The organism is Nitrosopumilus sp. K4, from assembly GCF_018128925.1.
Taxonomy (GTDB): domain Archaea; phylum Thermoproteota; class Nitrososphaeria; order Nitrososphaerales; family Nitrosopumilaceae; genus HKST03.
Genome location: NZ_CP067007.1, coordinates 135,754 through 162,565 on the forward strand (window position 1 = coordinate 135,754; position 26,812 = coordinate 162,565).

General features: G+C 36.7%; 33 protein-coding genes and 4 tRNA genes. 17 read left to right on the forward strand and 20 right to left on the reverse strand.

What is annotated here, in order from left to right:
• Positions 1-41: 41 nt before the first annotated feature.
• The 9 genes from NsoK4_RS00715 to NsoK4_RS00755 form a co-directional block, all read right to left on the reverse strand.
• Complete coding sequence (locus NsoK4_RS00715) at positions 42-1,607, reverse strand: vWA domain-containing protein (RefSeq protein ID WP_211687502.1); 1,566 nt, start codon at positions 1,605-1,607, stop codon at positions 42-44.
• Positions 1,608-2,402, reverse strand: a complete 795-nt coding sequence (locus NsoK4_RS00720; protein ID WP_211687503.1) for a MoxR family ATPase — start codon at positions 2,400-2,402, stop codon at positions 1,608-1,610.
• 40 nt (positions 2,403-2,442) lie between these two features.
• Positions 2,443-3,900, reverse strand: coding sequence for an NAD(P)/FAD-dependent oxidoreductase (locus NsoK4_RS00725; protein ID WP_211687504.1), 1,458 nt, complete (start codon positions 3,898-3,900; stop codon positions 2,443-2,445).
• Positions 3,901-4,085: 185 nt separating this feature from the next.
• The gene (locus NsoK4_RS00730) at positions 4,086-4,514 is read right to left on the reverse strand and encodes an RNA-binding domain-containing protein (protein ID WP_211687505.1); all 429 of its coding nucleotides are present in this window, start codon (positions 4,512-4,514) and stop codon (positions 4,086-4,088) included.
• A 23-nt stretch (positions 4,515-4,537) separates the two neighbouring features.
• Positions 4,538-5,149: a 30S ribosomal protein S3ae gene (locus NsoK4_RS00735; RefSeq protein WP_211687506.1), complete on the reverse strand. Its 612-nt coding sequence runs from the start codon at positions 5,147-5,149 to the stop codon at positions 4,538-4,540.
• Positions 5,150-5,189: 40 nt separating this feature from the next.
• A complete protein-coding gene (serS, locus tag NsoK4_RS00740; protein ID WP_211687507.1) occupies positions 5,190-6,452 on the reverse strand; it encodes a serine--tRNA ligase in 1,263 nt (420 codons plus the stop codon).
• Positions 6,452-6,694: a KEOPS complex subunit Pcc1 gene (locus NsoK4_RS00745; protein WP_211687508.1), complete on the reverse strand. Its 243-nt coding sequence runs from the start codon at positions 6,692-6,694 to the stop codon at positions 6,452-6,454. Before NsoK4_RS00745 ends, serS begins: the two co-directional genes overlap by 1 nt.
• Complete coding sequence (locus NsoK4_RS00750) at positions 6,657-8,078, reverse strand: DHHA1 domain-containing protein (protein ID WP_211687509.1); 1,422 nt, start codon at positions 8,076-8,078, stop codon at positions 6,657-6,659. The genes NsoK4_RS00745 and NsoK4_RS00750 overlap by 38 nt, the downstream gene beginning before the upstream one ends.
• Positions 8,078-8,527, reverse strand: a complete 450-nt coding sequence (locus NsoK4_RS00755) for a 30S ribosomal protein S15 (protein ID WP_211687510.1) — start codon at positions 8,525-8,527, stop codon at positions 8,078-8,080. Before NsoK4_RS00755 ends, NsoK4_RS00750 begins: the two co-directional genes overlap by 1 nt.
• A gap of 125 nt (positions 8,528-8,652) precedes the next feature.
• On the opposite strand from NsoK4_RS00755, the gene NsoK4_RS00760 reads away from it, so the two are divergent.
• Both NsoK4_RS00760 and NsoK4_RS00765 read left to right on the forward strand, forming a co-directional pair.
• Positions 8,653-8,985 (forward strand): hypothetical protein, encoded by a 333-nt coding sequence (locus NsoK4_RS00760; protein ID WP_211687511.1) that lies wholly within the window; start codon positions 8,653-8,655, stop codon positions 8,983-8,985.
• A 109-nt stretch (positions 8,986-9,094) separates the two neighbouring features.
• On the forward strand, positions 9,095-9,364 hold the full coding sequence (locus NsoK4_RS00765; RefSeq protein ID WP_211687512.1) for a hypothetical protein: 270 nt from the start codon (positions 9,095-9,097) through the stop codon (positions 9,362-9,364).
• A 111-nt stretch (positions 9,365-9,475) separates the two neighbouring features.
• On the opposite strand, the gene NsoK4_RS00770 is transcribed toward NsoK4_RS00765, so the two are convergent.
• From NsoK4_RS00770 to NsoK4_RS00780, 3 genes are all read right to left on the reverse strand, one after another.
• Positions 9,476-10,003 carry a hypothetical protein gene (locus NsoK4_RS00770; protein ID WP_211687513.1) on the reverse strand — a complete coding sequence of 176 codons (528 nt, stop codon included), beginning with the start codon at positions 10,001-10,003 and terminating at the stop codon, positions 9,476-9,478.
• A 38-nt stretch (positions 10,004-10,041) separates the two neighbouring features.
• Positions 10,042-10,356 (reverse strand): hypothetical protein, encoded by a 315-nt coding sequence (locus NsoK4_RS00775; protein ID WP_211687514.1) that lies wholly within the window; start codon positions 10,354-10,356, stop codon positions 10,042-10,044.
• A 101-nt stretch (positions 10,357-10,457) separates the two neighbouring features.
• The gene (locus NsoK4_RS00780) at positions 10,458-11,027 is read right to left on the reverse strand and encodes a methane monooxygenase/ammonia monooxygenase subunit B (protein ID WP_211687515.1); all 570 of its coding nucleotides are present in this window, start codon (positions 11,025-11,027) and stop codon (positions 10,458-10,460) included.
• A gap of 257 nt (positions 11,028-11,284) precedes the next feature.
• Here NsoK4_RS00780 and NsoK4_RS00785 point away from each other — a divergent pair, with 257 nt between their 5' ends.
• From NsoK4_RS00785 to NsoK4_RS00800, 4 genes are all read left to right on the forward strand, one after another.
• Complete coding sequence (locus NsoK4_RS00785; protein WP_211687516.1) at positions 11,285-11,848, forward strand: methane monooxygenase/ammonia monooxygenase subunit C; 564 nt, start codon at positions 11,285-11,287, stop codon at positions 11,846-11,848.
• A 117-nt stretch (positions 11,849-11,965) separates the two neighbouring features.
• Positions 11,966-12,328: a hypothetical protein gene (locus NsoK4_RS00790; RefSeq protein ID WP_211687517.1), complete on the forward strand. Its 363-nt coding sequence runs from the start codon at positions 11,966-11,968 to the stop codon at positions 12,326-12,328.
• A gap of 106 nt (positions 12,329-12,434) precedes the next feature.
• A complete protein-coding gene (locus NsoK4_RS00795) occupies positions 12,435-13,085 on the forward strand; it encodes an ammonia monooxygenase (RefSeq protein ID WP_211687518.1) in 651 nt (216 codons plus the stop codon).
• A 141-nt stretch (positions 13,086-13,226) separates the two neighbouring features.
• Positions 13,227-14,087 carry a DNA adenine methylase gene (locus NsoK4_RS00800; protein WP_211687519.1) on the forward strand — a complete coding sequence of 287 codons (861 nt, stop codon included), beginning with the start codon at positions 13,227-13,229 and terminating at the stop codon, positions 14,085-14,087.
• Here NsoK4_RS00800 and NsoK4_RS00805 read toward each other — a convergent pair.
• Positions 14,088-14,161 (reverse strand) — tRNA-Thr (locus tag NsoK4_RS00805). It abuts the gene before it with no gap.
• A gap of 91 nt (positions 14,162-14,252) precedes the next feature.
• Here NsoK4_RS00805 and NsoK4_RS00810 point away from each other — a divergent pair.
• Positions 14,253-14,373: transfer RNA gene (locus NsoK4_RS00810), tRNA-Leu, on the forward strand.
• A gap of 6 nt (positions 14,374-14,379) precedes the next feature.
• Here the strand turns inward: NsoK4_RS00810 and NsoK4_RS00815 are convergent.
• From NsoK4_RS00815 to NsoK4_RS00825, 3 genes are all read right to left on the reverse strand, one after another.
• Complete coding sequence (locus tag NsoK4_RS00815) at positions 14,380-14,766, reverse strand: hypothetical protein (protein ID WP_211687520.1); 387 nt, start codon at positions 14,764-14,766, stop codon at positions 14,380-14,382.
• Between the two features lie 84 nt (positions 14,767-14,850).
• Positions 14,851-15,546 carry a hypothetical protein gene (locus tag NsoK4_RS00820; RefSeq protein ID WP_211687521.1) on the reverse strand — a complete coding sequence of 232 codons (696 nt, stop codon included), beginning with the start codon at positions 15,544-15,546 and terminating at the stop codon, positions 14,851-14,853.
• On the reverse strand, positions 15,527-15,868 hold the full coding sequence (locus tag NsoK4_RS00825; protein ID WP_211687522.1) for a hypothetical protein: 342 nt from the start codon (positions 15,866-15,868) through the stop codon (positions 15,527-15,529). Before NsoK4_RS00825 ends, NsoK4_RS00820 begins: the two co-directional genes overlap by 20 nt.
• An 18-nt stretch (positions 15,869-15,886) precedes the next feature.
• Between NsoK4_RS00825 and NsoK4_RS00830 the strand changes: the two genes are divergently transcribed.
• The 3 genes from NsoK4_RS00830 (at position 15,887) to NsoK4_RS00840 (ending at position 17,837) form a co-directional block, all read left to right on the forward strand.
• Positions 15,887-16,327: a hypothetical protein gene (locus tag NsoK4_RS00830; RefSeq protein WP_211687523.1), complete on the forward strand. Its 441-nt coding sequence runs from the start codon at positions 15,887-15,889 to the stop codon at positions 16,325-16,327.
• 112 nt (positions 16,328-16,439) lie between these two features.
• A complete protein-coding gene (locus NsoK4_RS00835; RefSeq protein ID WP_211687524.1) occupies positions 16,440-16,817 on the forward strand; it encodes a response regulator transcription factor in 378 nt (125 codons plus the stop codon).
• Positions 16,818-16,943: 126 nt separating this feature from the next.
• Complete coding sequence (locus tag NsoK4_RS00840; RefSeq protein ID WP_211687525.1) at positions 16,944-17,837, forward strand: ArsR family transcriptional regulator; 894 nt, start codon at positions 16,944-16,946, stop codon at positions 17,835-17,837.
• A 4-nt stretch (positions 17,838-17,841) separates the two neighbouring features.
• On the opposite strand, the gene NsoK4_RS00845 is transcribed toward NsoK4_RS00840, so the two are convergent.
• Together NsoK4_RS00845 and NsoK4_RS00850 are read right to left on the reverse strand one after the other, a co-directional pair.
• Positions 17,842-17,916: transfer RNA gene (locus NsoK4_RS00845), tRNA-Ile, on the reverse strand.
• Between the two features lie 32 nt (positions 17,917-17,948).
• Entirely contained in the window at positions 17,949-18,503 is a 555-nt protein-coding gene (locus tag NsoK4_RS00850; protein ID WP_211687526.1) for a thioredoxin family protein, read from the reverse strand.
• 81 nt (positions 18,504-18,584) lie between these two features.
• Between NsoK4_RS00850 and NsoK4_RS00855 the strand changes: the two genes are divergently transcribed.
• The 5 genes from NsoK4_RS00855 (at position 18,585) to NsoK4_RS00875 (ending at position 22,056) form a co-directional block, all read left to right on the forward strand.
• Positions 18,585-18,658 (forward strand) — tRNA-Ala (locus NsoK4_RS00855).
• Between the two features lie 310 nt (positions 18,659-18,968).
• A complete protein-coding gene (locus tag NsoK4_RS00860) occupies positions 18,969-20,033 on the forward strand; it encodes a hypothetical protein (RefSeq protein WP_211687527.1) in 1,065 nt (354 codons plus the stop codon).
• A 352-nt stretch (positions 20,034-20,385) separates the two neighbouring features.
• Positions 20,386-20,850: a phosphopantetheine adenylyltransferase gene (locus NsoK4_RS00865; protein ID WP_211687528.1), complete on the forward strand. Its 465-nt coding sequence runs from the start codon at positions 20,386-20,388 to the stop codon at positions 20,848-20,850.
• Positions 20,851-20,913: 63 nt separating this feature from the next.
• Positions 20,914-21,243, forward strand: coding sequence for a hypothetical protein (locus tag NsoK4_RS00870; protein ID WP_211687529.1), 330 nt, complete (start codon positions 20,914-20,916; stop codon positions 21,241-21,243).
• Between the two features lie 54 nt (positions 21,244-21,297).
• Positions 21,298-22,056 carry a CxxC-x17-CxxC domain-containing protein gene (locus NsoK4_RS00875; RefSeq protein ID WP_211687530.1) on the forward strand — a complete coding sequence of 253 codons (759 nt, stop codon included), beginning with the start codon at positions 21,298-21,300 and terminating at the stop codon, positions 22,054-22,056.
• Between the two features lie 148 nt (positions 22,057-22,204).
• Here NsoK4_RS00875 and NsoK4_RS00880 read toward each other — a convergent pair whose 3' ends face one another.
• Positions 22,205-22,486 (reverse strand): hypothetical protein, encoded by a 282-nt coding sequence (locus tag NsoK4_RS00880; RefSeq protein ID WP_211687531.1) that lies wholly within the window; start codon positions 22,484-22,486, stop codon positions 22,205-22,207.
• Positions 22,483-23,595, reverse strand: a complete 1,113-nt coding sequence (locus tag NsoK4_RS00885) for a tryptophan--tRNA ligase (RefSeq protein WP_211687532.1) — start codon at positions 23,593-23,595, stop codon at positions 22,483-22,485. Before NsoK4_RS00885 ends, NsoK4_RS00880 begins: the two co-directional genes overlap by 4 nt.
• Before the next feature lie 51 nt (positions 23,596-23,646).
• Between NsoK4_RS00885 and NsoK4_RS00890 the strand changes: the two genes are divergently transcribed.
• A complete protein-coding gene (locus tag NsoK4_RS00890; protein ID WP_211687533.1) occupies positions 23,647-25,035 on the forward strand; it encodes a phenylalanine--tRNA ligase subunit alpha in 1,389 nt (462 codons plus the stop codon).
• The gene (pheT, locus tag NsoK4_RS00895; protein WP_211687534.1) at positions 25,026-26,657 is read left to right on the forward strand and encodes a phenylalanine--tRNA ligase subunit beta; all 1,632 of its coding nucleotides are present in this window, start codon (positions 25,026-25,028) and stop codon (positions 26,655-26,657) included. Before NsoK4_RS00890 ends, pheT begins: the two co-directional genes overlap by 10 nt.
• Positions 26,658-26,812 lie beyond the last annotated feature (155 nt).

Genomic DNA, 26,812 nt, shown 5'->3' on the forward strand with positions numbered 1-26,812 from the left:
TTTTCCCATTTTGACACCTTAGGACAGTTAGAACTATACCTTTAACTCTGCTCTAGCATTGATAATACTTTGTTTGGTATGTCATTTAGGCGGCTAACTGCCAAAGTTTTTTCATAACCTAGATGTCTCAGATTATTTGCAATTGTAGTTGCCCTTACGGTATTCTGACCTAGTCCAAGTGCGACCATCTTTATTCCTAATCTCTTTAGTGACTTTGTCATTGTCCTTACCGCATTTGGGTCAGAGGGCTCTCCGTCTGTCAAAGTTAAGAAAACATCTGGTCTTTTTGATTGTAATATGGGAAACATTTTGTCATATACCTCTGCTAGTGGTGTTGAACCATTTGCAACAATCTGAGCAAGACGTTTTGCTGATACATAATTCCATTTTACATTGTCTGGTTTGATTTGCCAGCATACGACTGATCTGTTCTCAGTGCTAAATGCATAAACTGCAAACTTTACTTTGAGAAATGCTAAAACTTCACACAATGCCAGAGTTGCTTTTTTGTATTCCAGTGCGTCTGATGCAATACTTGATGAATGATCCAATAATATTACAATTCTTGTTTTAATTGATTTTTTAACATCTGTAAAAAATGGCTCATGTCCTTCGATGAAGCTTTCTTCATCAAATTCTTCTCCACTTCTTACATGTTGTTCTTTCCATCCTGATTTCCATTCTTTGAATTTTGTTTTTAGATTGTTTATTAAGCTGAGATCGTAAATTGTAGTCTCATCTACATTTTTTGTTTCAGGGATCTTTACACCAATTGCTTCAGGTGCTAATCCTTTGTTATCTGTTTTTTTGTTTTCATCTAACAATACTTTGTATTCTTTGTAGATATTGTCCCCACTTAGTATTGCATTTGGATCTGTCTTTCCAAAATCACCTTCTTTGTTTCTTGAAACCACTGAAAGAAATTTGAGTAGTTCTTCTTCAGACATTGCTATACCTGCTTTCATAAAAGGAAGCGATACTGGAATTGTAAGTAATGAGTCAATGTCTAGTATTTTGATAATTTCACTTACCTTCTTTTCTAACCAATCTGTGTCATAGTTTTTTTCAATTGCCTCATCGACTACTTTTTTGGCAAACAATGAAGCTTTTTTGATTCTCTCAAAACTACTTGATTGAATTTCTCCCTTTATTGCTCCAAACATAAAATATTGATAAAATGCCTCAACAATCCTGGCTTTTCCATAAACCGTGCTTAGTTGTGGTCTTCCAACAAGCATAAACGAATAGTTGAAAATAATTTCTTCATCCATTCCTTTCCAAATTCTTCTACCTAGTTGTTCAACTCTTCTAGTCTCCATTGTATTTAGTATGAATCCAAATGCATGGTCATTACTTAGAATTTTTTTGCAAAATTTTATTCGCATTGCTTCATACCACAACGAGGTTCGAAACTGTCTGTACTTTTGAAAATCATCTCCTATTCTTTTTTCGAGAGGTGCGAGAATGACTTTGTTTTCCTTTAACCGTGTTCTTGTTTCCACCTTGTCAGAAAATTCTACAATGATGTTTTCTTTTTGTGACCATCTTCTAACTAAGAATGTGGCTATTTCTACTAGGGTTTCATTTCTTAATTGAAAGGACTGCATCTAATTACCGAACATAGAAGCAATGATGTCACTTACCTTCTGAAATTCAATGTTTCCCCACTGTGTGTATACATTTCCAAAAACAATCATTGCTGCTTCTTTGGGTGAAACATCATTTTCTAATAGCTTTCCAAAAGCAATAGTTTCCCTTAGGCTTGGAGCATAAAACAACTCTTCAACTGATGCTGCTTGTCGTAAAGTATTTGCAAGTTTTATCCCTTGAATTAAATCCGATTCATGTTTCTCTGAGACGTATTTTTTTACAATCTCTAATTCAACATTTTCTGGTGGGTATTCTAAACTAATTCTTACTGGAAATCTGCTTAATAGCTGTGGTGGCAATTCTTTTGTTCCGCTATGTGTTAATGGGTTGATTGTTGCAACTACAAACCAACTATCTTTTGCTCTGACGATTTCTCCTGTGGATTCCTTTAATGCAATCTGCCGTCTATCGTCTAGTGCTTCATCTAATCTTAATAGTACATCAGCTTCTGCTGCATTGATTTCATCCAAGTAAAGCAGGTTGCCTTCTCTCATTGATTTGATCAAAAGCCCTTCATCAAAACTTACAGTTCCTTCACTCAGCGTCTTTGTTCCAATGAGGTGGCTCTCTCTGGTTCTTAGACTGAAATTAATTGAGTCTAGATTGATGCTCTTGCTTTTTGCAAACTCTCTGACTAATGATGTCTTTCCAGTACCTTTTGGACCAATAATTAACACAAAAAGTCCAGAATCATACGCCTTGTTTAAAATCTGAATAGAATTATTCCAATCAACATATTGAACTTCGTCCAAGATGTGATTTGATTACTATATTCGATATTTAATATTAGATCTAATTTCCAAACGCTTCTACTTTTGCAAATGCCGCATCTAGTCGTTGATGCAATGCCTTATTCCATTCATCAAAACCTGAAGGATCTTTTGGATAGTTGTTATAGTGTTCTACTAACCATTGGTTTTCTTTTGATGTGTATTTTAATCCGTCTGCAACTGTTTTGTTCATTGCACCTCTAATAATCATCCCGAGTTTTGTTAGTCCTGAAAAATCTGGATGTTCTCCTTTACTGATTGACTCTACGTCTAGATTTCCCAAAAAGTGTTTCATTCCGTAACTGATCTGCTCATTTGTCATTTGCTGAACTAATCTTCTAAACAATTCTAATCCTGCGGTTTTGTATCCATACTCTTTGATAAAGTCAAGATTGTATTGCCACAATCCTGCTTCTGAAACATCATTTGCTTCAATTGCTTGAGCAACATTATTTCCCAAAATTGTTCCTGCAATTAGTGCTGGTCCAATCCCGCCTGCATCAATTGGTTTTGGCATCCATGCAGAATCCCCAACTAACATGTACCCTCCTGATACCATGCAATCATTTTGTCTTCTAACTGAAACTTGGAAAATTCCGGAGTTGTTGTGAATATCTTCAGGATCTTGTGACAATCGTGCATTTTTGATTGCCTTGTTTCTGTTAAGATATTCTTTCATTAATGATTCAACATTGTCTTTCTTTCCAAGCCTCTTGTTCCTTTTTTCTAAGAGTGATTTTTCAACTCCTAGTCCTATGTTTACTTTATTTTCAGCTTTTGGAAAGACCCAACCATATCCTCCCGGTGCAATATCTTGGTCTAAATGAATAATGCAATAATCTGAATCAAACTCTGAAAGATCTTTTTCTCCTTGGTCAAAATACATGATATATCTGCCAGTTGACTCCAAGTCACGTCTGTCTATTCTTCTCTCAACCTTAGTTGAGTTTTTGAGGCCGTTTCTAAGCATTGATGCTACTCCTGTTGCATCAATTACAATTTTTGCAGTCTTTTTGTATGGTTCTTTTGTCTTGTTGTTGATTCCTTGAACGCCAACTACTTGCTGTCCATCATAAATTAAGCCTGTGAGGTTTATCTCAAAATCAAATTCGATTCCCATTTTTTTGCATCTTTCATTTTGAATCTCTGGAAGCTTTTGACGATTGAGCATGTATCCTGCACCGTCAAATGGAATTGCAGTTTCTTTGTCTGGAGAAAATGCCATCACTCCTTTTACATCATGTTCGATTTCTGGTCTGCCCCACTGAACCTTTATCCTCTCACTCATGTAGTCCACTGCTTCTTTTGAACAAGCATCTCCACACACCCATCCGCCCAGAGATTTTCTTCCTGGATACATTTCTGGATTTCTGTCAATTGATAGGATTTTCAAATTTTGATTAGAATAATGAGCGATTGCTTGAGCTGTAATTGTTCCAGCTAATCCTCCGCCAGCAACTATAACGTCATAATCTGCCACAATAGGAACCGCCGTTAATCCGTATTTAAAATAATACTTTGCTTACATCTGGTGAATAGTATGTTAAACTGATCGATTCTAAAATGGGGTCGGTTCGTCGCGGCGTCTTCAAAGCGTTAGCTCAGACTGGAGCGGCTGTTATCTCCTCATTCCCAAATTTCAATAGCCGTTTATTCCTATTTAATCTAGTTGGCAAGTTGGAATATTTCTGTAAATGTCTTGATGGTATTTTTTTTGTTGTAGATGGGTGTATGGATTTTTAGTTTTATTGCTTCTTTTTCTTGGAATTCTATCTTGCCTTTGATAAATTCCTGTTTGTCAAATCTAATGTTATATCTTGAATCAACTGTTCTTTCTTCAATTTCATTAATCATGATTGAGAGTTGCTCTTTTGAGATGTTTTTGATAAATTTCTCCATGAATTTAATTGCCTGTTTTTTGACCAGTTTTGCATTTAGTATTGTGATTGGATTGTCAAAATGTCCTGTGGTGTGCTCTATGGAAAAATCTTCATCTTCTAACTCAAACATTTCATTAAATGCTTCAAAGAATTTTGAGATATCTTCTGTAGCATGAATAATTACATTAATTGATGCTTCTAACTTTTCAGCCATTCTAAAGTGTGATTAGAAACCTTCTATGCTTCAAGTAATGCTATTTCTTTCTCAGCAGTTCTGATTAGTTTTACTTTTTCTAATCCGACATGTCTTACTCTGATGACTTTCTTAAATGCAGCCATGATGTCTGAGTTAATCTTGCTGTAACATGTTGCCTGAACAAATTGGTCAATTGTCATTTGAGGAACCGTGTTGTTAATAACATCTCTTGCAATCAATCTTAATGCGTGCTTTCTTGAGGTGTTTAACTGTCTGTGTGTTAGGGCAATTACTTTGATTCTAAAGATGTAACCGTCTTTGGTTTTGACATCTATGATGAAATTGATTTTTGATGAACCACGTCTAACTAGGCTTCTCAAAAATTCTTTTGAATATTCAAATCTCTTAAAGATTGTAGATGCTTTGTCCCCATCTACCTTGTCTAATTGGAAGTAAATTTTGTATTGATGTTGTGATGGATCTCCTTTTAGGATATCGTATAGTGTTACTTCAATCACTCTTCCTGATGCATTTTCGTCATCAGTAATTGGAACATATGCAATTGGTACGTTGTTAAATGAATCTGGAGCATTTACTGTAATCCAGCGTTTTTCTCTCCACTTGTCTTTTACTCGACCTTTTCTACGTGCCAATTATTATCGACCTTTGAATCCAAAATATAAGGGTATGTGACTAGATCATGTCTTTGCCCATGTATTTTTCCAAAACTTTTGGGATCTTAATGTGACCGTCATTTGTTTGAAAATTTTCCATGATTGAAACCAGTATTCTTGATGTTGCAATTAGTGTGCTGTTTAGTGTATGCAAATATTGTGTGTCTTCATTTGTTTTTTCTCTGTATCTTATTTTTAGTCGCCTGGCCTGATATTCTAAGCAGTTTGAACATGAAACAATTTCACGGTACGCATTTTGTCCTGCCATCCATGCTTCAATATCGTATGTTTTTGCAGAAATTTTCCCCATGTCTCCACTTGATAACAGCATGACTCTGTGAGGAATTTCCAATTTTTGATAAAATTCTTCAGCAATAGATAACATCCTTTCATGTTCTCTCCATGAATCCTCAGGTCTTGTAAAGACAAACTGTTCTATCTTGTCAAACTGATGAACTCTGAAAATTCCCTTTTGATCTCTGCCATGTGCACCTGCTTCTTTTCTAAAACAAGGACTAACACCTGCATATCGTAATGGCAAATCGTTGCCTTCAATAATTTCATTTGAGTGCATTGCTGCCATTGCATGCTCTGAAGTGCCAATCATGTAGAGATCCTCGTCTTCTACTTTGTAGATCACTTCCTCAAAATCATCTGCAATTACTGCACCTTCCATGGATTTTCTATTTATCATGTATGGGGGTTGGATCAGCGAATAGTTTTTTTCTTCTAAAAAGTCTAAGGCATAATGAATCAGTGATTGGTTTAATCTAACAAGGTCATTTTTCAAATAATAGAATCTAGCACCTGCCACCTTTGCCGCTCTTTCAAGATCCACTAAATCCAGATTCTCAGAAATATCTATGTGATCATTGATCTTAAAATCAAATTCTGGAACTGTTCCCCATCTTCTAACTTCCTTGTTAGAACTCTCATCTGCTCCAATTGGTACTGACTCGTGAATTAGGTTCGGAATAGTTAGTGCCAATCTTGAATATTTTTGCTCGTTTTCTTGTTGTAGCTTTTCTTGCCTTGATAATTCTTCAGAGACATTTTTCATCTCGTTGATGATTGGAGTTGCATCTCCCCCTGCTTTCTTTTTTTGAGAAATCTCTAATGCCATTTGGTTTTTCTTTTTTCTAAACTCATCTGTCTTTGCAATGAACTCTCGTCTTTTTTGGTCAGATTCTATTAGTCCCTCCAGATCAAATTCCATTGCTCTTGCTTTGAGCATCTCTTTTATCATATCTGGTTTTTCTTTGATAATTTTGGGATCTAGCATTACTCAATCACCTTTAGTGCTACTTGGACATGTTCTAGTACTTCGTCAATTGTTCCAATCAGTTTTTTCATGTCCTTTCTACTTTCAAAATTAAAGACCAGTTTATTATCAATTTTTTCAAGACTCAGGCTCAGGCCTTCTGGAAAATTAACATTATCTGGCTCTATTGCCTTTTTTACAGCATCGGCCTTTTCATCTGAAAGGTTATTGAGAATTACCTGAACTTGACACGTTAACGACATTTGTATCTAAATAATTCAAAAACTCATCCAATTTGTCTTTAGTTATTTTTGCACCAGCTGCTGCATCATGTCCTCCTCCAACACCATCAAATCTCTCAGCACCTGTCCTCATAAGTTCACTTAAGTTGATCTCTGATTTGCAACTAAATGACTTTCTTGAGGAAAACTTGATTGTATTTTCCTCTCCGCCTGTTCTTAAGATCACAATCTTTCCTGCATTTTTTGGAGCACCTGCAATTAGAGATGATATTGTTCCAGTCATTGTCTCTGGAACTATCCCTTCTCCATTTACCATTATGCAGGTTTCACTTTCTGAAATCCTCCATCTTTCATTTGAAAGAATATTCATGTATTCTCTTATCATCTTTCTATAATCGGTAAGTATTGTTTCTCCTTCTCTGAGAATCTTGTTCCTGTCTCCCATACAGATTGCAATACCTACACCTGATCTGTTGATTCTACCGCAAGAGTTTAGCATTGTTGAGAATTCCCTACCGTCACGCAAAAAGCTCCTTTTGTCTTCTCTAGGAAACGTGTAGGTATATCCAATTAATTCAGACATGATTTCCGTGGCGTTTTTCCCTGAAGTGAATTTGGTAATTGCTTCAATTACCTGCCTTTTTTCTTCCTCGTTGAGTTCTGCTGGAACTCTCCATCTACCATCATCTTTTAGTTGAATTCCTGATGAGTTTAGAAGAGACAAACAAGTATCTCTGTTCCAAGTAAGACCTTCTATGAAAGGCTGTGATGTAAATGCCAAAGCATCTGGAAGTGGCCTGGTCTCTCTACCTACTAAAAGCAAGTCTAGATCAATCTCTACTAACCCCTCTTCTTTTGCAGTGTTTGCAATCTCAAAATTCTTACCAGTAAATGATTTTCTCTCCCCCTGATCTTGTCTGTCTCCTAATGCTGAAACTACCGCAATTGATGAAAGGTCTGAATTTTTCTCATCAAGTGCAACTGCTGCAAGATATGCCATTCCACCGGCACAAATTTCGACACCTCCGTCTATTCCATATTTCCATGCATTGATGACTCTTTGATTTTCCTGTTCTTCTTCTGATATTTGGTGGTGGTCCAAGACAACCCAGTTGTCTCCTAACCCTTCATCCATCTCCTTTGCAAATCCACCTGCAAGATCAGTAATTACATGAAAATCTCTAGAGTCTTTTTTTAATGAATCAATTACCTTGTTGCTAAACTCTTTTGATGTTCTAACTGTACACTTTGCACCAGCTCTGATCAGAGCTTTGGTGATTATACTGCCAGATGTTAATCCATCACAATCAATATGGGTTGTTACCGAAATTGATTTTTTGGATTTTATGCATTCATTAATTTTATCTTTGAAAAACGATAATGACTCATCAAGAGCTTTTGCCATTATTCTAATTGTGCTACCACGGATTTATATTTCCAGTTTTTAGGAATTCGTTCTATCCTTTTGTAATATACTGACAATCTGTGAACCTTTGCCTCGATCAACTCTAAGGATCTAACGTTTCTGCTATCCCCTTTGTTGGCCTTGAGGTGTTTTTGAAGACCGACTGCCTTTTTGACAATGTTTTCAAGATCTTCGGGCATCTCTGCTTCGAGTTTGTTCTCTTTGAGAATCTCACCGACTGTCTTTTTGGTGATTGGTTTTACCAATGGAATTGAATGCTGATCTCTTAGCTTGTTTCCAATTTGACTTGGAGTTAGGCCATCTTTTGAATATTTTACAACCAATTCTTCGATATCCTTAGGACTTTGTGAAATCCATGAAGGTGCACGAAGCGTTGCTGGTCTAATTGAATGTGATTTCCCGTGTCTGTGGGTATGCATTCGTCCCATAATGTGGCTGTCTTGAGTACAAAATTAAACGTTACTTATTCGGATCTCGTACCAAATATCTCCAATTTGGGGCTCAGAATAAAAGTTAAATAACTAACTACTAACACAACGAACAGGTAAACGGTATGAATAAAAAAATACTTTTAGCAGCATCCTTAGTCGCTGTATTCACCATGGGATTCTATGCAGAGGACACACTAGCCTTTGCACAATACATGGGTAATGTCGGCCAAGAAGGACAAACCGGAGCTTACACCTTAGAAGAAGCACTTGAGATTCAAAGAAGAAGAATTGAAGCAGCAGAAGCAAACCCAGCATCTGGTTCAGGTACACCTTATCTTGATGCAAGTGGTGTAGTTGGTGCCTCAATTATTGCAGGTGCAGTCTTTGGTGGTATTGCCGCAGCATTCTTCATTAGAGGAAGATCTGGCAAATACGCAGCAATGGGCAGAGGATAATCACCTCACTTTTCTCTATTTTATTAGAACACAGTCTAGCGGATGCTGATCTCGTACTTTTTGAAAATAAAGGAAATGTATATATCGCACAAATAGGGCCAAAAATACAATGACTCCTATCGTAGGAACTTTCCTAAGCATCCTGTCATCACTAACAGGACAACTAGGACCAAACTATGATCCATTATTCTATGATGTAATGATTTACATCTTCGGAACCATGATGTTTACAATATTCCTTCTAGGAATTATCTCATTCTGGTTACGTGTACACGGATGGTCTTACAAGGACAACCGTGAGAGATGGGTCGATGAATTGGACAGACACTTTGAAAGAGAAGGTATCGGTCTAATTCCAGACAACGGTAAATACTGGTAAAATCACTTCCTTTCTTCTTTTCATTATTTTTAATTTTGACTTAGTGGTTTTTGCCAAAAAATTTTTCATTTTACAGAATCCAAGTATTTTCAATGAATTGGGACGGAAAATTTACTCGCCTATCTCTGGAGGTAGGAAGTCCTTGTCCTTGGCCTCATCATATGCCTTTGAGGTAAACACTGCTTTGTAGTGATATCCATCCTGCAGTGGGTGGTTGATAAAATGTGGGGATTCTTTGCCATTGACATACATGGTAGATTTTGACTGATCCATGTCTCTTAGTGGGAAATCCCACATCCACAAGAAATGTCCAATCTCAAATGGATATTCTTCGATCCATTCTGCATAAATCGTACCGTCATCACTTAGGGTGTACATTGTCCTTTGGCATCCATCTTTGAATCCAATATTTGCTGGAATGTCTGCCTTGTTTCCATCAACCCATAATTCCAGAGTCGCTGCAATCTTGAAAGTAGTGTCTTTGTCATTGATACATACTTTGAGCGGATTGTCCATGTTGAATGCTTGCTGGACAAAAGTACTTGCCGCAGCAACGGAAATTCCAATGATTGCTGTAATTAGGAGAAACCTGAGGGTCTTTTTTCTTTTGTATGGATCTCCCATTCCAGGCCAAATCATGTGATGCTTTTTCTTTGAATTCCTTAAAGTCCTTTCTGTTAATCGTCCATTATCTCAATTGTGTCCATCTGGTCTTGATGGTCTGCTAGAAAATAGGTGATCTCATCTGAATCAATTTCCAACCATTCTGATTCTCCACAAAATGGGAGGTAATCCTCAACAAAGAGGTCTCCTGGACCTGTCATTCTTACTATCATCTTCTCTTTTTTTGAATTTATTGGAAACGGAAGTTTTAGAACTTTACCTCTTTTTTGATTTTGGATATTTACCTTGTATTGGTCATTTCTAAATTCTACTTTGCCAAAAAAATAACTCTGAAAAATATCTATTTTTTCGACTTTGAAACTCAGCATGTTTTTCCTACTGCCTCATCTGAGATAAAACTTGGTTGTGCTAAATTGTAACGTATCTCGTAACTGGTAACTAGAAAATGAAAAGGAAAAGGTTGGGTGGTTTAGATTACTTGCCAGGGTCGTGTTGCAAACGTGATTACATAACCAACGCCAATCAAGATTGATTGATATGCGATGTTGGTATATGGAATTGGTTTGATAATTGGATCCCCTTCAACAACTACTGTTTGACCTGGACCAAGTCCTGGACCTACTGATGCAACATTAAGCTGAGTATGTACGTGGTAAACACCTGCTTCAAGTGCTTTTGCAGATAGTGAGTATTCTTGGACAGAGTTTCCTGGAATGTCAAAGACGTTTCCTGGTGGGTCTCTTGCCAACATTTCCCATCTGTTTCCTGCATTAGTAGATTCTGAGAAAATGGAAATCCATCCTCTTAGGTCTCTTTCTACAAGGCTGACTAGTGTTCCTTGAACAGTCAAGGTTTCGCCAGTTTGTAGGGATTGTCTGTTGAAGGTTTCATCTTCGATTCTGATGAAACGACTCTGAAGTTGTGCTTGGACACCATGTGCATCTGCAGTTGGTACGATGGATTCAACCCAGTTGAATCCGAGTGTACCTAGTGCAAGCACTACGGTAAGTCCTAATACGAAAATCTTTTTTTCGACCATAGTTATCCCTAATATTCAAGTGAGATTAAGACATGGTTATATGCTTTACCTTGATAACGAGGATCGATGGAATGAATCACTGTTTAGCATCAATGTTTAACAATGAAACCAAGAAAAAAAACATAAAATTATTATGAAATTTAATCAGAAATTTGTAATAATTTTTACAAAAATAATTCAGATTTAACAAAATATTTTATAAAAAACTCAGATTTTGAAACTCTTGCTTTATATCCCGAATTTACACCACTGTTAGCATGGCACAGATGCCCGCATTAATCCCAAAAGAAGTTGAGATTCAGAGACTCAAGAAAATCTGGCTCATCGTTATTGCTATGGGATCCACTGCAGCATCAGTCGAAGTAGACAACTTCGTTGATGGATCACTTCATCAAACCTCTATCAGAGATAGTGCATTTACACCAGCACACTGGTGGCTATACTCCCACTTCATTACATTACCACTTGGATGGGCAGCAGCAGCTATGTATGATAGAAAAGTACCAGTACTCAGAGGTCCAAATAACTCAATTAACACTGGATTAAAGATGACCATTCTTGGTTACCTTGCAACCATGTTTACAATTGGAGTCAATGAGATGTGGCACTTCTGGTTTGTAGAGGAAATCTTTGCAGTACCAAATCACTGGATGTTCAACATGGGTGTAGTAGTTGCATTCATGGGTGCACTTGCATACGTAGTCAGAGTATATGCTAGACTCGTAGAACTTGGTGCAGAAACTCCAGGTGAGAACCCATACGTTGCAGAAATGTACAAGATGGCCCTAGAAGGCAAATTGTACAGTAGAGCAATCCCATAGACAAAAAGTGCAATTCGCACATTTTTTCTCTTTTATTATTTTGACTAAGACGTAGATCGTACTTGGCCGCTCATTTAAGAAAGACTTAAAAGGATTCTGTCTTGTTATAATTCCAGAATGACTCTTCCGAAAGGATTCGGCTCAGGTGGCGCAGGTGGCTCATCAAGCTCTGATGTAGAGCGTATGATAGGCAAACGCGTCGAAAACATGACCGGTATGATAACCATCTCATTCATAGCAGCATGGCTAGCTACTTTTGGTGGTACTGCAGCAGGATATTTCTATTATCCATGGGCATATCCAACACCAAGTGGTCACTACGCATTCATTATCCTCACAATCATTGAGGCAATTGGTTACCTCTTCTGCGTTAAAGTAATGCAAGAAGGTTCTAACAAGAACAGTAACGGCGTAATTGCAGCTACAATAGGTGGTGTTACAGCAGGTACGTTCCTTATCGTACTAACTGTAGGTCACTAGAAGGAAAACCCTTCAGACACCTCTTTTTCATTTTCATTTAACCAAAAAACGACGATCTTCATCACACTCTAAAATTTTATATACTGACCCTTTCATCAGTTTGATAATGGTCTGGTTAAGACGATGTACCCACTACTTATTCATAGTAGTAGTTGCAGTTAACTCAACACTGTTAACAATTAATGCAGGTGACTACATCTTCTACACTGACTGGGCTTGGACTTCGTTCACGGTATTCTCAATATCACAAACGTTGATGCTTGTCGTAGGTGCAACATATTACCTAACGTTTACAGGCGTTCCAGGAACAGCAACATACTACGGCCTCATTATGACAGTTTACACATGGGTAGCAAAAGGTGCATGGTTTGCACTCGGATATCCATATGACTTCATTGTAACACCAGTATGGTTACCATCAGCAATGCTGTTGGACTTGGCATATTGGGCAACAAAGAAGAACAAACACTCACTGATTCTAATGGGCGGAGTACTAGTAGGAATGTCATTACCATTGTTCAACATGGTAAACCTGATAACAGTAGCAGACCCACTAGAAACGGCCTTCAAATATCCAAGACCAACATTACCACCATACATGACACCAATAGAACCCCAAGTAGGTAAGTTCTATAACAGCCCAGTAGCACTTGGTGCTGGTGCAGGTTCAGTATTGTCGGTAACGTTTGCAGCATTAGGTTGTAAACTCAACACTTGGACATACAGATGGATGGCCGCTTGGTCAAAGTGGGACTAAACACCCAACCTTTTCCTTTTCATTTTATTATCTCAACTTAGAGTATTCTCTACACGATTCTAAATTTGATTAAAAAATATTGCACAGGTTGTGATCTTTTGTTGCCTATTTTGACAATATGTAAAACTGTGATTAGTATATGTGAAACAAGAATACGACCAGATTCTAGCCACTCCAAAACCATTTGTCAAATGGGCTGGTGGCAAGAGACAACTAATCCCAATACTTGAGCAAAACTTACCTGGGAAATTTGGAACATATTATGAGCCCTTTCTTGGCGGCGGGGCATTATTGTTTCATATATTGACTGAAAAGAATGGCCAAAAATGCAGCATCTCTGATCTGAACTCTGATTTGGTTTTAGCATATACTACAATACGTGATAAGATTGATTCTTTGGTATCTTCTCTGAAAAACCATGAGAGAAACTATCAGAAAGATTCTAACAATTACTATTATTCCATTAGAGAAACCTCGCCTAGAAGTGATGTTGAAAAAACATCCAGATTGATATTTCTAAATCGTACCTGCTTTAATGGCCTATATCGAGTAAACAGCAAAGGAAAATTCAACGTACCTCTGGGAAAGTACACCAACCCAAATATCGTAAATGAGGAGAACCTTCGCTCTGTAAGTCACATTCTAAAAACAAGTCATGTTTCAATAAAATGCAGAGACTTTGAGGCAGTTTTAGATGATACCAAAAAAGGGGATCTTGTTTACTTTGACCCTCCGTACCAACCAGTAAGCAGAACTGCCAATTTTACAAGTTACACAAACAAGGACTTTACAATAGATGATCTTGAAAGACTGGCAGAACTCTGCATGGAACTTGATTCTAAAGGATGCAATGTATTGCTGTCAAATTCCGATTCTCCTGAAGTTGCAAAAATGTTCTCTGCAAAACCATGGAAGGTATCCAAGATTCAGGCAAACCGTGCCATCAACTCCAACTCCAAGAAGAGAACTGGTCACTACGAATTATTGATAAGAAATTACTAGAGCTTCGAACGGGATCCGAACCCGCGACCTTTACCTTACCAAGGTAACGCTCTACCAGGCTGAGCTATCGAAGCACAAACTTTCCCTGTAGAAAATCCTTATAATTCTTGATTATGACGCAATAGTCTCTAAACTGTTAAATTTCACACAAATTTTTACCCTTTTGGAGGAGTAATCAAGCCTGGCCAAAGTAAGCTATTTGCTTTTGGACATGCAGGACTTAAGATCATAAAAATGGGTGATCCTGTCTCTCAGGAGTTCGTGGGTTCAAATCCCACCTCCTCCACCTTCTTTACTTTGGATGTCTAATACCGCGAGCATTCAATACTTCGTAAACATCTGGAAGTGAGAAAACAAATCCAATATGGACACAATCCTTTTCATCACATAGCTGACAAAACAACTCGCCTTTTTGTACGGCAACCTCTGCGATTCTATTTTTGATATTGTCCTTTAGTACAACTCTGTCATCATCAACTGAAATCTTTTCAATCTTTGGAGCATATCTTGCAAAGGTCTTGTCCTTTTGCATCATCTCCTCTAACATGTAAGTAACATAACCTGAAAAGCTGTTAACGCCTTTCATTGCCAAGTCGTCTTTGTTCTTCTGATAAACCTCTTGGAATTTATCATAGACGTTTTCTGCAACTGTTATTGATTTGAATCCGGCTTTTGGCAATTTACTTTTCCCTTACCGTACAATAAAGTACCGTTCTATATAAGAATTTATTTTTACGGTTCTGTTTCCTCTATGGGACATTTTCTAGGTGTTTTCCTTCGGGACATGATTTCGTCTGATTTCTAATATCCTATCAAATGCAACAGAATTGAAAGCATTGCTAACCACAGCAATTTTTCTAGTAATCACATATAATTCACCTAAAGATAGTGTTCTAGTTCTCTTGTATTCTGGATCAATAGTATAATGTAATGTGCTATTTTTCCAATAATACGAACCATGTCCTAAAGCATTTCTTAATTTATTATCCATTATTTCATCAAAATTATGACTTATTTTCTTATGTTCTAATTTTGTAAAAATATCTCCGAGTGTAGGATTGTCTCGTAAACCTATTGCTTGCTTGTCTAATGTGGCTAACAGATATTTTTTGAATCGTTCAATGATATCTAATAATTGGTGTGTATAGGAAGCCATGTAGTAATTCATTACATCAATTTCCAAAATGCCATATTTCTTACAATCTGAAAAAAACAAATCTCGTTGTTCTGATATCATTAATTGTTCGAGTTTTGCTATTGACTGTGCCTCAACATTTATTCGTTCAGTTATAATTTCTGTTAAAACTTCTTCTTCTTCCGTAAACTGTTTTCTTAAAAATCCTTTTTCATAAATTTCATCAATAAAATCTATTGTTACCTGTTTAAACTTAGTAAAGATTTCATAATCTTTTGTTCCTTCTGGTGGAATGATATGATGTTCATTCAATTTTACTGGCATTTTGTATGAGTGTTTTCCACTTATCTTTTCCTCTTATCTCAATACCACAAGCCTCAGCAGGGGTCTTTCCATCTAATCCCATGTGAGGTCTAACGTAATTATGATAGATTTGTGAACCATCAAAAATAACTGAATCCATCTTCTTGACTCCTCTCATCACTTTCTCTCTGTCTCGAAATTCTCCGTTGAGTCTCTCCATCTTGTTGTTGTTTCTGTCTCCATCAAATGAGAGGTTCTGTCTCGTTACAGGTTGATTCTTGTACCTGTTTCCTTTCGGTTGATGAGAATCAGAAATGAGTTTTGGATAATAAATTATATCCAATACTGACCAAATACAAACATGGTCAGCCAATACGTAATGATAGGGATTGCAGTAGGTGTATTTTTTGCAGGTATTGGAATTGGTTATGGTGCTTCTCAGAACACCTCTACTTTCAACCCAATGCAAATGACTCCACAGCAAATGCAACAGATGATGAACGATCCAAACATGATGAACCAATGGCATCAAACCATGATGGATAACCCGCAGGCAATGAACACTTGGATGAATTCCATGATGAATGATCCTCAAGCAATGAACCAAATGCACAGCATGATGATGAACAATCAACAGCATATGAGACAAATGATGCAACCTATGATGAATTCCATGATGAATGATCCTCAATACCAACAACAGATGCTAGACATGATGATGCAACATCAGGGAATGATGAACTATATGGGAAACAACACTCAATGGCAAAACATGATGGGTGGTCACATGATGATGCCCTAATCTTATTTTTTAGAATAACAAAATTACAATTTTGATAATATTCCCAAAAACTGAGAACTTGTTAGCTAATCTCCTAACGGTTACTAATGTATTGTTTTAACGTGGCATAATTATGGTAACGGGATCAGTCAATACTATACTTGTTGTAGATAATGATGAAAACATTCTCAGCTTGTACGAAGATTACCTTAGACTTTATTCGGATTTTAATATAATTATGGCAAAAAATGGCATGGAGGCAGTTACAAAATTCAAAGAATCTAGTCCAGATTTGACCTTCATGGATATGCATATGCCAATAATGAATGGCATAGATGCATTTCTTATGATAAAAGAATTTGATAAAAATGCAAACATTGTTTTTTTGACTAATGATCCTTTGAACGGAGAATTAGGCGAATTGAAAAAAATTCATAATGTTGAAATTTTCACAAAAACAAAATTTGCAGCAATGTTGGAAAATCTTTTTGTGCGTGCTTATACATCCTAGGTCCAAACTTGCCCTATATTCATCAGATGTTGGATTCATTTTTTTGTTTATTTTTGATTAATGACATACTTTCCAGTTGAAACCATAAAAATTAGTGTTTATACCATACCATATTTCAAGAGCATTATGGGCAAAGGATACTCTGAAGAAGAAATCAGAGAAAAACTGATTGATGTTTTGAAAGGCTCTGATTCTGGGATGTCAGGAGTTGAGATTTCTGAAAAAGTTGGCATCAACAGACTTACCATGACAAAGTACCTGAAAATTTTTGCAGCTGAAGGATTCTTGCGCCAAAAAAATATTGGCAATGTAACCTTGTGGTTTTTAGAACCTGGACAAGAATCATACACTTTTCCAGATGACTATTTCAAAATTGCACCGCAATATCTTGAGAACTTGGTTAAAGGAACTGAAAACCAAGTTTACTCTCTGTTACACAATTGCATTCACTCAGGTGCATCCTCTCACAAACTTGTAGTTGAGGTAATTCTTCCGGCAATTTCATCTGTCAAGGAATTATACGATGATGGAAAAATTGGAAATTCTGAGGAGAAACTATTGCAGAATATAATTTCAAAATCACTTCAGATATTCAACCAAATTCCAGTGGAATATGATTCAAAAAAGAACGTGATTGTAATTTCAGCAGACTCTGAAAGTAGTCTGATCTCTGAAGCTGCATCAGCATCTTTGCATGCTGATGGGTGGAGGGTCTTTCATCTAGGGGACATGTCTTCTGCTATCAATGTACTTTTTGATCTTGATATTCAAAAACTGATGGGAAAAATCTGGAAACAAAAATCTGGTATTATGGTGATTTTGGTATTTTCAAAGACTGAAGAGGGACTGAACTTTTTTGCAGACTCTATAAACTCTGTCAAAGACAAAATGGGCAAGAAAATCAAATTGGCACTTTGTGGCAAAGTTGGCAAAAAAACCAAGATACAATCCGATTTGCTTACTGAGAAATTTGAGGATGTCTTGCAGTGGTCTGAAACAGTTTATGAGAGTTCAAAGTAAAAGATGGGCCCGATGAGATTCGAACTCATGACCTTTCGATTATCAGTCGAACGCTCCAGCCAAGCTGAGCTACGAGCCCACGACAAACCTCTTGGCGAGAGTCATTTAAGTTTAATTTTCTTTCCACTTTATTGAGCAACCAATTGATGGATCAAAGTCCTTTTCGATTTTTTGACCGGCAAGTAGTTTTTCGATATTGTTGATCATTGTTTTTTCAGTTGATGTGTCATCTGGCTTCATTGCATTGTCAATCCTGCCATGAAAGACAAGCTCCTTTTTGTTGTTAAACAAGAATGGGTCAGGTGTACACATTGCGCCATATTTTTTGGCAATCTCTTGTGTCTCATCTACTAGGTAATCAAACTTGAATCCCTTCTCTTGGGCAGTCTTTTTCATGTTCTCAAAACTGTCTTCTGGATAGTCAGTAGAGTCATTGCTGTTGATTCCTACAATTCCAATCTTGTCTCCAAACTTTTCATACAACTCGTTTAGAGCATCTGCTTTTGCTTTGACGTATGGACAGTGATTACACATGAAGATTACTAGGATTCCTTGATATTTTGTATAGTCATCAATTGAATGCTTTTTGTCATCTATTCCTAAAAGCGCAAAGTCTGGGGCAATGTCTCCAGTCTTTAGCTTGACTTGTGATTCTAAAAGTACCATATTCTAAACAAATTATTTTTCAAATAAAATCCTTGCCTAGAAGACAACAATTAAAATCTACAGAACAATCCTTCTTCTCGTGGGCCGGTAGTATAGCCTGGTAGTATACCCGCCTTGCACGCGGGGGGTCACGGATTCAAATTCCGTCCGGTCCACTCTATTCTTCTACGATCACTTATGAAATTCAGATTTCTGGATGGATTTAAATAGGATAAATTTTCGTATCAATACATGACAAGCGCAGCAGATGCATGGCCTGTATGGATACCACTCATTGTAGGTTTAACACCAGGATTCATTTACTGGTTAGCAATTACCGCAATGAAGAAAAGAAGATAAAATTTTTAATCTTTTTTAATCTTTTTATTAATTTCCTCTAGTGTATACTAGGTAAAACCTTGCTACCTTTTTTGTTGACTATATGATATATCATACAACATTAATCTCCACTTTACTAAAACAGATGTGAAGATAGCATTTCTCAGTGTATTATTCATTTTACTTGCATTTCCAGTTTCTTCTAGTTTCTCAGCTGAAGTGACTGATACTTCGCCAACATTAGCAGTATCTCTTACCAGTGATGCGCCATATGTCTTTCAAGACAAAGACGGTTACACCTATGTTGTAGGTTCTGTAAAAAACAAAGATCAACAAACTGCAGTTACTAATGTAAGCATTCAGGCCACATTCTATGATGATATCAATCCTGCACCACTAGAGATTGTAAAGGGAGGAACAGTACTTGATGTAATTCCTGCCAAAGGAACATCCCCCTACATCATAAAATCAAATTCTCCAAATCCTAAAATCACCCAAGCCAGCGTATTTCTTGAAACTTTTGATTCCTCTCAGCCAAAATCAAAACTCTTGACAGTGGATCTGTCTGAATTATTTGTAGATGGAAATCTTGTATTGTCTGGAACATTGAAAAATGGTCCGGCCCCTGCAAGTGATGCAAACGTCTATCTAGTATTGTATGATTCTTTTGAGCCTCCAAGAATACTTGATGTTAGAACCATTCCTGTTGGGGAGATGAATCCAAACCAAGAATCCTCCTTTGAATTCAATGACACGATAAATCCAAGGGCAGTTAGCATTGCATTGTTCTCCGAATCTGATGTATTTTATTCAGACTTTGTTAATGCTAAAATTCCACAACCTGACGTTATGACAAAACTTGTAACAATCTCTGATGTTTCAGTAACTGACACATTGGGAAATAATTTATCACAAATTCCACTGGGAACTACAGTAAAAATTCAAAGCAACTCTTGGATAGAACTATCATCTGAGCACTCTGGTGAGATACCATACACATACTATGTACAAGTAAAAGAGTCTGGCGAACCGCCCTATGTTGAATTTGTAGGAAAGTATGATGGAAGGTATGTTGGAGAAGGAAAGCAAACTCAGTCAGTTGATTGGATTCCTGAAAAAAAGGGATTGTACTTTGTTGAGACATTTGTATGGGACAGAGACAACATTCCAATTGCAGACAAGGGCCCGATCATCTTGATTTTGGTAAACTAGATTTTAAAAAAGAAAAAAGCGGAAAATAAGATTATCTGATTAATCCTTTTCTAGATTTAGGCTACACAAAATCTCTAGAAAAAGATGAGAGTTCATTTTTACTTTCTTCCTTTAGGTTTTGCTGGTGCTTTTTTTGCAGCAGTTTTCTTAACTGCGGCTTTTTTGGCTGGTGCTTTTTTTGCAGCAGTTTTCTTTGCTTTGGTTTGTGCCATGCTAGATGATTGGTAAAATCAGATTGTCTTATAGAGTGAGGGTGTATTGTTTTTACCTAAAATGGTTATTTTTTAGTCATATTTTTTTTGGGTTTGCCAGAAAATAGTAAGTTTATTTTCAAACAAGTTGTTCGGATAATATGCCAAAGTTTGATCTTGTTGCAATGGGTGGGACCTTTGATATTATACACAAAGGTCACATTGCTTTGCTGGATAAAGCATTCTCAATTTCTGCAAATGTCATTATTGGTCTTACAAGTGACGACCTTGCAAAAAAGAGAGGTAAAACACTTCAAAACCCTTATCAGAAAAGATATGAGATTTTGGAAAAAACAATAAAACAAAACTTTCCAAACATGTCTTACCAAATAAGCAAACTGGAAAATGATTTTGGGCCTGCAGTTTTGGAAAAAGATGTTCAGGCATTAGTTGTTAGCGAAGAGACTGGAGAACAAGGTTCAGTTTTGAATAAACTTCGCAAAGAAAAGAATTTGGAACCTGTCAAGGTAATTGTTGTCCCTATGATTTTGGCAAAGGATGGAACTAGAATTTCTACTACTAGAATAAAAAATTCTGAAATTGATACTGAAGGAAACTTGCGATGAGTTGACTAGTTGATTGCCAATTTTTTAGCTAGTTAGATAAAACAAAACTTTCCAAAACTAACCATGGCAATCATAAACAATATGGTAAAGAAACTAAATTCTGATATTTCCTATTTACAACAAGGTCTTCATCCTCAACATCTGTCATATTGGTATGACAAGATAATCAAAGAGACAATTGAGATGGCACCTCCTTGGCTGCAAGATAAAATCAAAGTTAACCAAGATCCTGTTCTTCCAATGAAGTTTAACCTGGATATATCAAAACGCGCAGTTAGGTATTTCATGATTGCAGTTGATAATAATTTAGATGACATGCCATCGTCAACTAAACTGTATTTTCTAAAAGTTCAAGAAATTATGTCTACTGAAATGGACAAATCTCTTGTGTAGGCACAAATTATACCTGTAACTATCTATAGTCTTTGATATCTTTCTAAATTAACAATGGATCTATATCGTGCAAAATACTCTGATAAAAAACCAGACAAGAAATTCAAATCTGGCAAAAGCTCAGATAGATATTCTAGAGATGATAGACCGTCTCGCTCCTTTAGGAACTCTAGACAATCAACTTCAAGATCCAGAGACAGAGAAATGTTTTCTGCAGTATGCGGTGATTGTGGAAACGAATGCAAACTTCCATTTGAGCCAAAATTCAACAAGCCAGTTTATTGTAGTGAATGCTTTGAAAAAAATGAACCTAGAAAATCAAATAGGTCAAATTTTGACAGAGACAACCGCTCCAGATCCAGAGACCGTGACTTTAGAAAACCACACTACGATAGGGACAACCGTTCCAGATCACGTGATAGAGATTTCAGATCACACAGAGATGATTATACTCCAAAACCTAAACTCTCTAAACTACAAAAAAAACATGATAGTTTTTACGCAAATGGTTCTGAGAAATTTTATGAATCCCTAAAAGAAAAACTCTTTGAGATTCTAGGCGGAAAGGTCTGTTCTAGCTGTGGATTCAAAGATCCAAGAGCATTGGGATTCTCTAGTATGTATGATGAAGAAGCATTTGATCAGATTAGAAGAGGAGGATTTGCATCTTCATGGGGCAAGTACATCTCTGAGCCAGATCTTGCAAAAAAGGAACTCCGTGTACTTTGTTTGAACTGTAATGAAATAAGAGAACCAATAAAGAAAAAGGAATCTGAAAAGCCAAAAAAGAAGAGTAGATATTTTCCAAGATAACTTTGAAAATCAGTATTGAGAATTTGTTAACACTTTAATTATAATAATTTCAGATTAAAATTATGAATAGCGATTTTAAAGCATTGGGTTTGAGCCTCATTGCTCTGGTTGGGTTAGTTGCATTATACACTGCATTTGCCCCCTAGATTCATCCTTTGGTGATTTCGACATGCTGGTCTGAAATTGCAGTTGAAATTATTTTCTGCTCCTTATCTAATACTGACTGAATAAAATCTGCAAAAATCTCTGCCTGGGCTTCATCTTTTAATATTACGCTGTGCGCTGATTTGTCCTTTAGTGCTACGACTAGTTCATTTTCCACTATGTTTAGAATTGAAGTAATGAATGTCTCTTTTGCATCTTTTATGAATATGAGGCTTGCAAGTTTTTGAGCCTCATACTTGTCTTCGCATGCAATTTTTACTTTCATTTGTTCTCAAAAAGAAATTGATCTATCTTGTTTTTTGCTTTTTCTCTATTTTCTTGATGGGTAGCAAGAAATGTATTCATCTTCTCAATTAGAATTGCCTTGAGTTCTCCTGAAAGAAGTTTTCCAGATTTGTAATCGTCGTAGATTGACTTTAGCTTGTTATCGTCTGGTTCAAAGAAAATTCTGAGATACTGATATGACACATCAATATCTGGATTTCCTCCAAGCTTTCTGTGTTGTTCAAGATCTGGCTGTCCGCCTGAAAATGCGTATTTGTTGATCTTCTTTTTTACAACATTTGGCGCATCAGTTGTGTATACAGTTCCATTCTCAGCTGATGCAGACATTTTTCCACCTGGACCTTCTAAAGCTGGAATCATAATATTGTGAATCAGAGCTGGTTTTGGCTTTCCAATCTTTGGCGCAATATCTCGTGTCAATCTAAAGTGAGGATCTTGATCAACACCAAGTGGAATCAACACTGGCTTGTCTTCAATAAAACATGGAGCTGATTGTAGTGATGTGTAAAAAATCATACCTAGATTTGTTTCATTTGTAAATCCAAATGTTGCCTTTGTGTTTGAGAAATTAATCTTCTTTGCAACTTGAGCTGCAATTGGGTACAGTGTCTGAATGTTTCTGGTGTTGATGATGATCTTTGTTTTTTCTGGCTTGAAACCTAATGCAATAAAATCAAGTGCATTCTCATATGCAAATTTGCTAGTATCCTCTAAAGTGAGATCTGGTTTTGAGTAGAACTTTTCATCATCTGTTAGCTGAAAGTACATGTTGACATCAAACTTTTCTTGAAGCCATTTTGCAAAAACCCATGGAACCAGGTGTCCGATATGGGTATGACCAGAAGGCCCTCTTCCCGTATACAAGAAAAACTTGTTTCCTTTCTCATAATCATCTAAAATTCTGTTCATCTCTCTGTGAGAGAAGAAAATACCTCGTCTGAGCATAAAATGGTCTTCGCCTGTTATCTTTTTGATTCTATCAAGTAGCTGTGCGGAAATCTTTTCAGTACCAAATTTTTTAATTAATTTGTCATAGTCAATATCGCCTTCAACATGCCAAGGTGTTACGATAAAGTCATCAGCTGACATTCATTTTGACTTAGGTTAAGGTTTAAAAAGTCTTTTTCGAACTTTCTGCTGTTGTCACAAGTTTTCCACGAAATTGAAAAAAAAATTATCACATCACTTAAAGAAAATCCAAAACAAACAATGGAAAAACTTGAGCAATCAACTGGCTTATCATCTGATCAAATTAGACGTGGAGTGGAATGGCTTCGATTAAAAGAACTTGCAAATGTGTCTGAATCAACAACTAGTGTTTTTTCACTTGGAAAAAATGGACTAGAAGCATTTGAGAAAGGGCTTCCTGAAAGAAGACTGCTTAATTTGGTAAAAAATGGTCCAAAACCATTACAAGAATTGCAAAAAGAGATGGGCTCTATATTTGGTCCTGCAATGGGTCTTGCAAGAAAAAACAACTGGATAGAAACAACAGATGAAAAGATTTCTTTGAAAGACTCTCCTTCTGATCTTCCCGGCGAAAAGACACTAAAACAAATTGGAAATGGAAAGATTCCAAAAAACCAAATTGACGAAACTGATTTGAGCAGCCTCTTGAGGCGACCTGACTTTGTAATAGAAGATGTTCAAAAATCAAAAGAGATCTCACTTGCAGATTCTGCAAAATCAATTGTAATTTCAGATTTAACAGGTGCAATTGACGTTGAGGCAAAGGTTCCTGAAGTTTTTGTAGCAAGAACTCATCCGCTAAAAGATACTATTGATGAAATCCGCGAAATATTTGTCACATTGGGGTTTTCTGAAATTCTTGGTAGCATGTCTCAGTCTAGCTTTTGGAACTTTGATGCACTCTTTACCCCACAGGATCATCCTGCAAGGGAACTGCAAGACACCTTCTATCTTGATGGAATCTCTGCAAAAAAGATTGCAACGCCAGAACAAATCAAAAACGTTTCTGCATCTCATAAGAAGAATTGGCGATACCTATGGGACATTAACGAGGCAAGAAAGATGGTACTGCGTACTCATACCACATGCGTTACAATCAAGCATTTGGCAGAAACCAAGCCTGATGAGGCCAGGGTCTTTTCAGTTGGACGTGTATTTCGAAATGAAAAGGTAAGCTACAAACACCTTGTAGAGTTTAACCAGATTGAAGGAGTAGTTGTTGGAAAAAACGCTACTCTTCGAGACTTGATGGGAATTCAAAGAGAATTTTACAAACGAATTGGAATTACAAAAATAAAATTCTGGCCAACATTTTTCCCGTACACTGAACCATCTCTGCAAACAATGGTGTACAATGAAAGACTAGGAAAATGGGTTGAGCTATTTGGAATGGGAATCTTTAGACCTGAAGTAACAAAACCTCTTGGAATAACAAAACCTGTCTTGGCATGGGGTGGGGGAATTGAGCGAATTGCAATGCTAAAGTATGATCTTGATGATGTGCGAGAATTTTACAACAACAATCTAAACTGGTTGAGGAGTGCAACAAAATGCCAGTAGTGGAGATTTCCTATTCTAATCTGCAAAAACTGATTGGAAAATCATCAAAAAAACAAATCGCCGAATCCTTACCATTTCTTGGTTTGGATATAGAATCTGAAGAAGGTGATTTAGTTAGAGTAGAATATAGTCCAAACAGACCAGACTATTCTACTGATTTTGGAATTGCACTAGGAATGCAAGGAATACTTGAAATAAAAACTGGTGCAATAAAACTAAATGTAAAAAAATCAAACTATTCCATCAAAGTAAATCCTGCAGTAAAAAAGATAAGGCCATTTGTTACGGGAATTGTCGCAAAAAATGGCAAGATAGATGACAAAATCATCAAGCAGTTAATGACAATGCAAGAAGACCTTCATTTTGGAATAGGACGTAAAAGAAAAAAATCATCAATTGGAATTCATGATCTAGACAAGATTTCATTTCCCCTGACATACACCACAACAAACAGAAACCACTCTTTTGTTCCGCTAAACTCTGAAAAAGAGATGAGTATCTCTGAGATAATTCAAAACACCGAGGTAGGGCAAAACTATGGTAGTTTACTTGGGAATTCCTCTCAAATGCCTATAATTTTAGATTCTAATTCGGACACTGTTTCGTTTCCTCCAATAATTAATGCTGCAGTAACAACTGTCACACCTAAAACAAGGAATCTCTTCGTTGAGGTTACAGGAATCAACAAGCAAGACGCTGAAGATATGCTTTCAATTGTTGCAACAATTTTGCAAAGTGCAGGATTTTCTTTGTATGGTGTAAAGATTACTGGCTCTGGTAACTCTTCGCCAAAACTAGAATCGAGAAAAGTTTCGCTTTCGCCAAGTTTGGTAAATGAAACATTGGGATTGTCATTAACTTCATCAAAAATAATTTCATCGTTGAAAAAATCTCGACTAGACGCAATATCCAAAGGAAAAAATATTGTATGTACAATTCCTGCATACCGATTTGATATCTTTGGACCGATGGACTTGGTAGAAGAAGTTGCATTAGGATATGGAATACAAAACCTAGAACCTGTTGTATCCCCATCTCAAACCATAGGACAGACAAATCCCGTTTCAGTCAAACTAAAAGAATTATCATTAACTATGATTGGTCTTGGGTATCTTGAAGCACTAAACTCTAGTCTTACTAGCAAACGAATTCTGTATGAAATGACAAACAGGGAATCTCAGAAAATAATTTCAGTTCTTGATTCAAAAAGCCAAGAGCACACAATCTTGCGTAATTCAATTTTACCGGGATTAATAGAGAATCTCTCAAGAAACATTCATGCAGCATACCCTCAAAAACTATTTGAAACTGGAATTGTGTTTTCAGAAGGAAATCCAATTGATGAAAAAATTTCTTTTTCTGGAATTAGTGCTCACCAAGATGCAAACTTTACAGAGATTAAATCAATCTTGCAATCTGCATTAAAGACTGCATTTGGTTTAGACATTGAAACTAAAACCTTGGCAGATCCTATTTTTGAAAATGGTAGGTCTGCAGCTGTTTTGGTAAATGGCAAACAGATTGGAATTATCGGTGAGATAAATTCCAAAACTATTGAAAACTACAAGATTCGAGTACCTGCTGTGGGATTTGAACTTACATTATCTGGTCTTGCTTTCTGAGATTCGTATCCTCTAATCTCTATACTTTTTAGCGGAGACTGTGTCATTTCTAATGCCCAAGAGCAGGCATACAGACGGATTAGGATGAGATGATCGTATCGATACCAGTGATTTCTAATTCACCCAGGTATGCTACATTATGGGCAACCCCGGTT

What these genes read in the sequence shown, in the direction of transcription:
- NsoK4_RS00715 (WP_211687502.1), bottom strand. Translation starts at nt 1,607, where the DNA reads ATGCAGTCCTTTCAATTAAGAAATGAAACCCTAGTAGAAATAGCCACA.
- NsoK4_RS00730 (WP_211687505.1), bottom strand. Translation starts at nt 4,514, where the DNA reads ATGGCTGAAAAGTTAGAAGCATCAATTAATGTAATTATTCATGCTACA.
- serS (WP_211687507.1), bottom strand. Translation starts at nt 6,452, where the DNA reads ATGCTAGATCCCAAAATTATCAAAGAAAAACCAGATATGATAAAAGAG.
- NsoK4_RS00745 (WP_211687508.1), bottom strand. Translation starts at nt 6,694, where the DNA reads ATGTCGTTAACGTGTCAAGTTCAGGTAATTCTCAATAACCTTTCAGAT.
- NsoK4_RS00750 (WP_211687509.1), bottom strand. Translation starts at nt 8,078, where the DNA reads ATGGCAAAAGCTCTTGATGAGTCATTATCGTTTTTCAAAGATAAAATT.
- NsoK4_RS00755 (WP_211687510.1), bottom strand. Translation starts at nt 8,527, where the DNA reads ATGGGACGAATGCATACCCACAGACACGGGAAATCACATTCAATTAGA.
- NsoK4_RS00760 (WP_211687511.1), top strand. Translation starts at nt 8,653, where the DNA reads ATGAATAAAAAAATACTTTTAGCAGCATCCTTAGTCGCTGTATTCACC.
- NsoK4_RS00765 (WP_211687512.1), top strand. Translation starts at nt 9,095, where the DNA reads ATGACTCCTATCGTAGGAACTTTCCTAAGCATCCTGTCATCACTAACA.
- NsoK4_RS00770 (WP_211687513.1), bottom strand. Translation starts at nt 10,003, where the DNA reads ATGATTTGGCCTGGAATGGGAGATCCATACAAAAGAAAAAAGACCCTC.
- NsoK4_RS00775 (WP_211687514.1), bottom strand. Translation starts at nt 10,356, where the DNA reads ATGCTGAGTTTCAAAGTCGAAAAAATAGATATTTTTCAGAGTTATTTT.
- NsoK4_RS00780 (WP_211687515.1), bottom strand. Translation starts at nt 11,027, where the DNA reads ATGGTCGAAAAAAAGATTTTCGTATTAGGACTTACCGTAGTGCTTGCA.
- NsoK4_RS00785 (WP_211687516.1), top strand. Translation starts at nt 11,285, where the DNA reads ATGGCACAGATGCCCGCATTAATCCCAAAAGAAGTTGAGATTCAGAGA.
- NsoK4_RS00790 (WP_211687517.1), top strand. Translation starts at nt 11,966, where the DNA reads ATGACTCTTCCGAAAGGATTCGGCTCAGGTGGCGCAGGTGGCTCATCA.
- NsoK4_RS00795 (WP_211687518.1), top strand. Translation starts at nt 12,435, where the DNA reads ATGGTCTGGTTAAGACGATGTACCCACTACTTATTCATAGTAGTAGTT.
- NsoK4_RS00820 (WP_211687521.1), bottom strand. Translation starts at nt 15,546, where the DNA reads ATGCCAGTAAAATTGAATGAACATCATATCATTCCACCAGAAGGAACA.
- NsoK4_RS00830 (WP_211687523.1), top strand. Translation starts at nt 15,887, where the DNA reads ATGGTCAGCCAATACGTAATGATAGGGATTGCAGTAGGTGTATTTTTT.
- NsoK4_RS00835 (WP_211687524.1), top strand. Translation starts at nt 16,440, where the DNA reads ATGGTAACGGGATCAGTCAATACTATACTTGTTGTAGATAATGATGAA.
- NsoK4_RS00840 (WP_211687525.1), top strand. Translation starts at nt 16,944, where the DNA reads ATGGGCAAAGGATACTCTGAAGAAGAAATCAGAGAAAAACTGATTGAT.
- NsoK4_RS00850 (WP_211687526.1), bottom strand. Translation starts at nt 18,503, where the DNA reads ATGGTACTTTTAGAATCACAAGTCAAGCTAAAGACTGGAGACATTGCC.
- NsoK4_RS00865 (WP_211687528.1), top strand. Translation starts at nt 20,386, where the DNA reads ATGCCAAAGTTTGATCTTGTTGCAATGGGTGGGACCTTTGATATTATA.
- NsoK4_RS00870 (WP_211687529.1), top strand. Translation starts at nt 20,914, where the DNA reads ATGGCAATCATAAACAATATGGTAAAGAAACTAAATTCTGATATTTCC.
- NsoK4_RS00875 (WP_211687530.1), top strand. Translation starts at nt 21,298, where the DNA reads ATGGATCTATATCGTGCAAAATACTCTGATAAAAAACCAGACAAGAAA.
- NsoK4_RS00880 (WP_211687531.1), bottom strand. Translation starts at nt 22,486, where the DNA reads ATGAAAGTAAAAATTGCATGCGAAGACAAGTATGAGGCTCAAAAACTT.
- NsoK4_RS00885 (WP_211687532.1), bottom strand. Translation starts at nt 23,595, where the DNA reads ATGTCAGCTGATGACTTTATCGTAACACCTTGGCATGTTGAAGGCGAT.
- pheT (WP_211687534.1), top strand. Translation starts at nt 25,026, where the DNA reads ATGCCAGTAGTGGAGATTTCCTATTCTAATCTGCAAAAACTGATTGGA.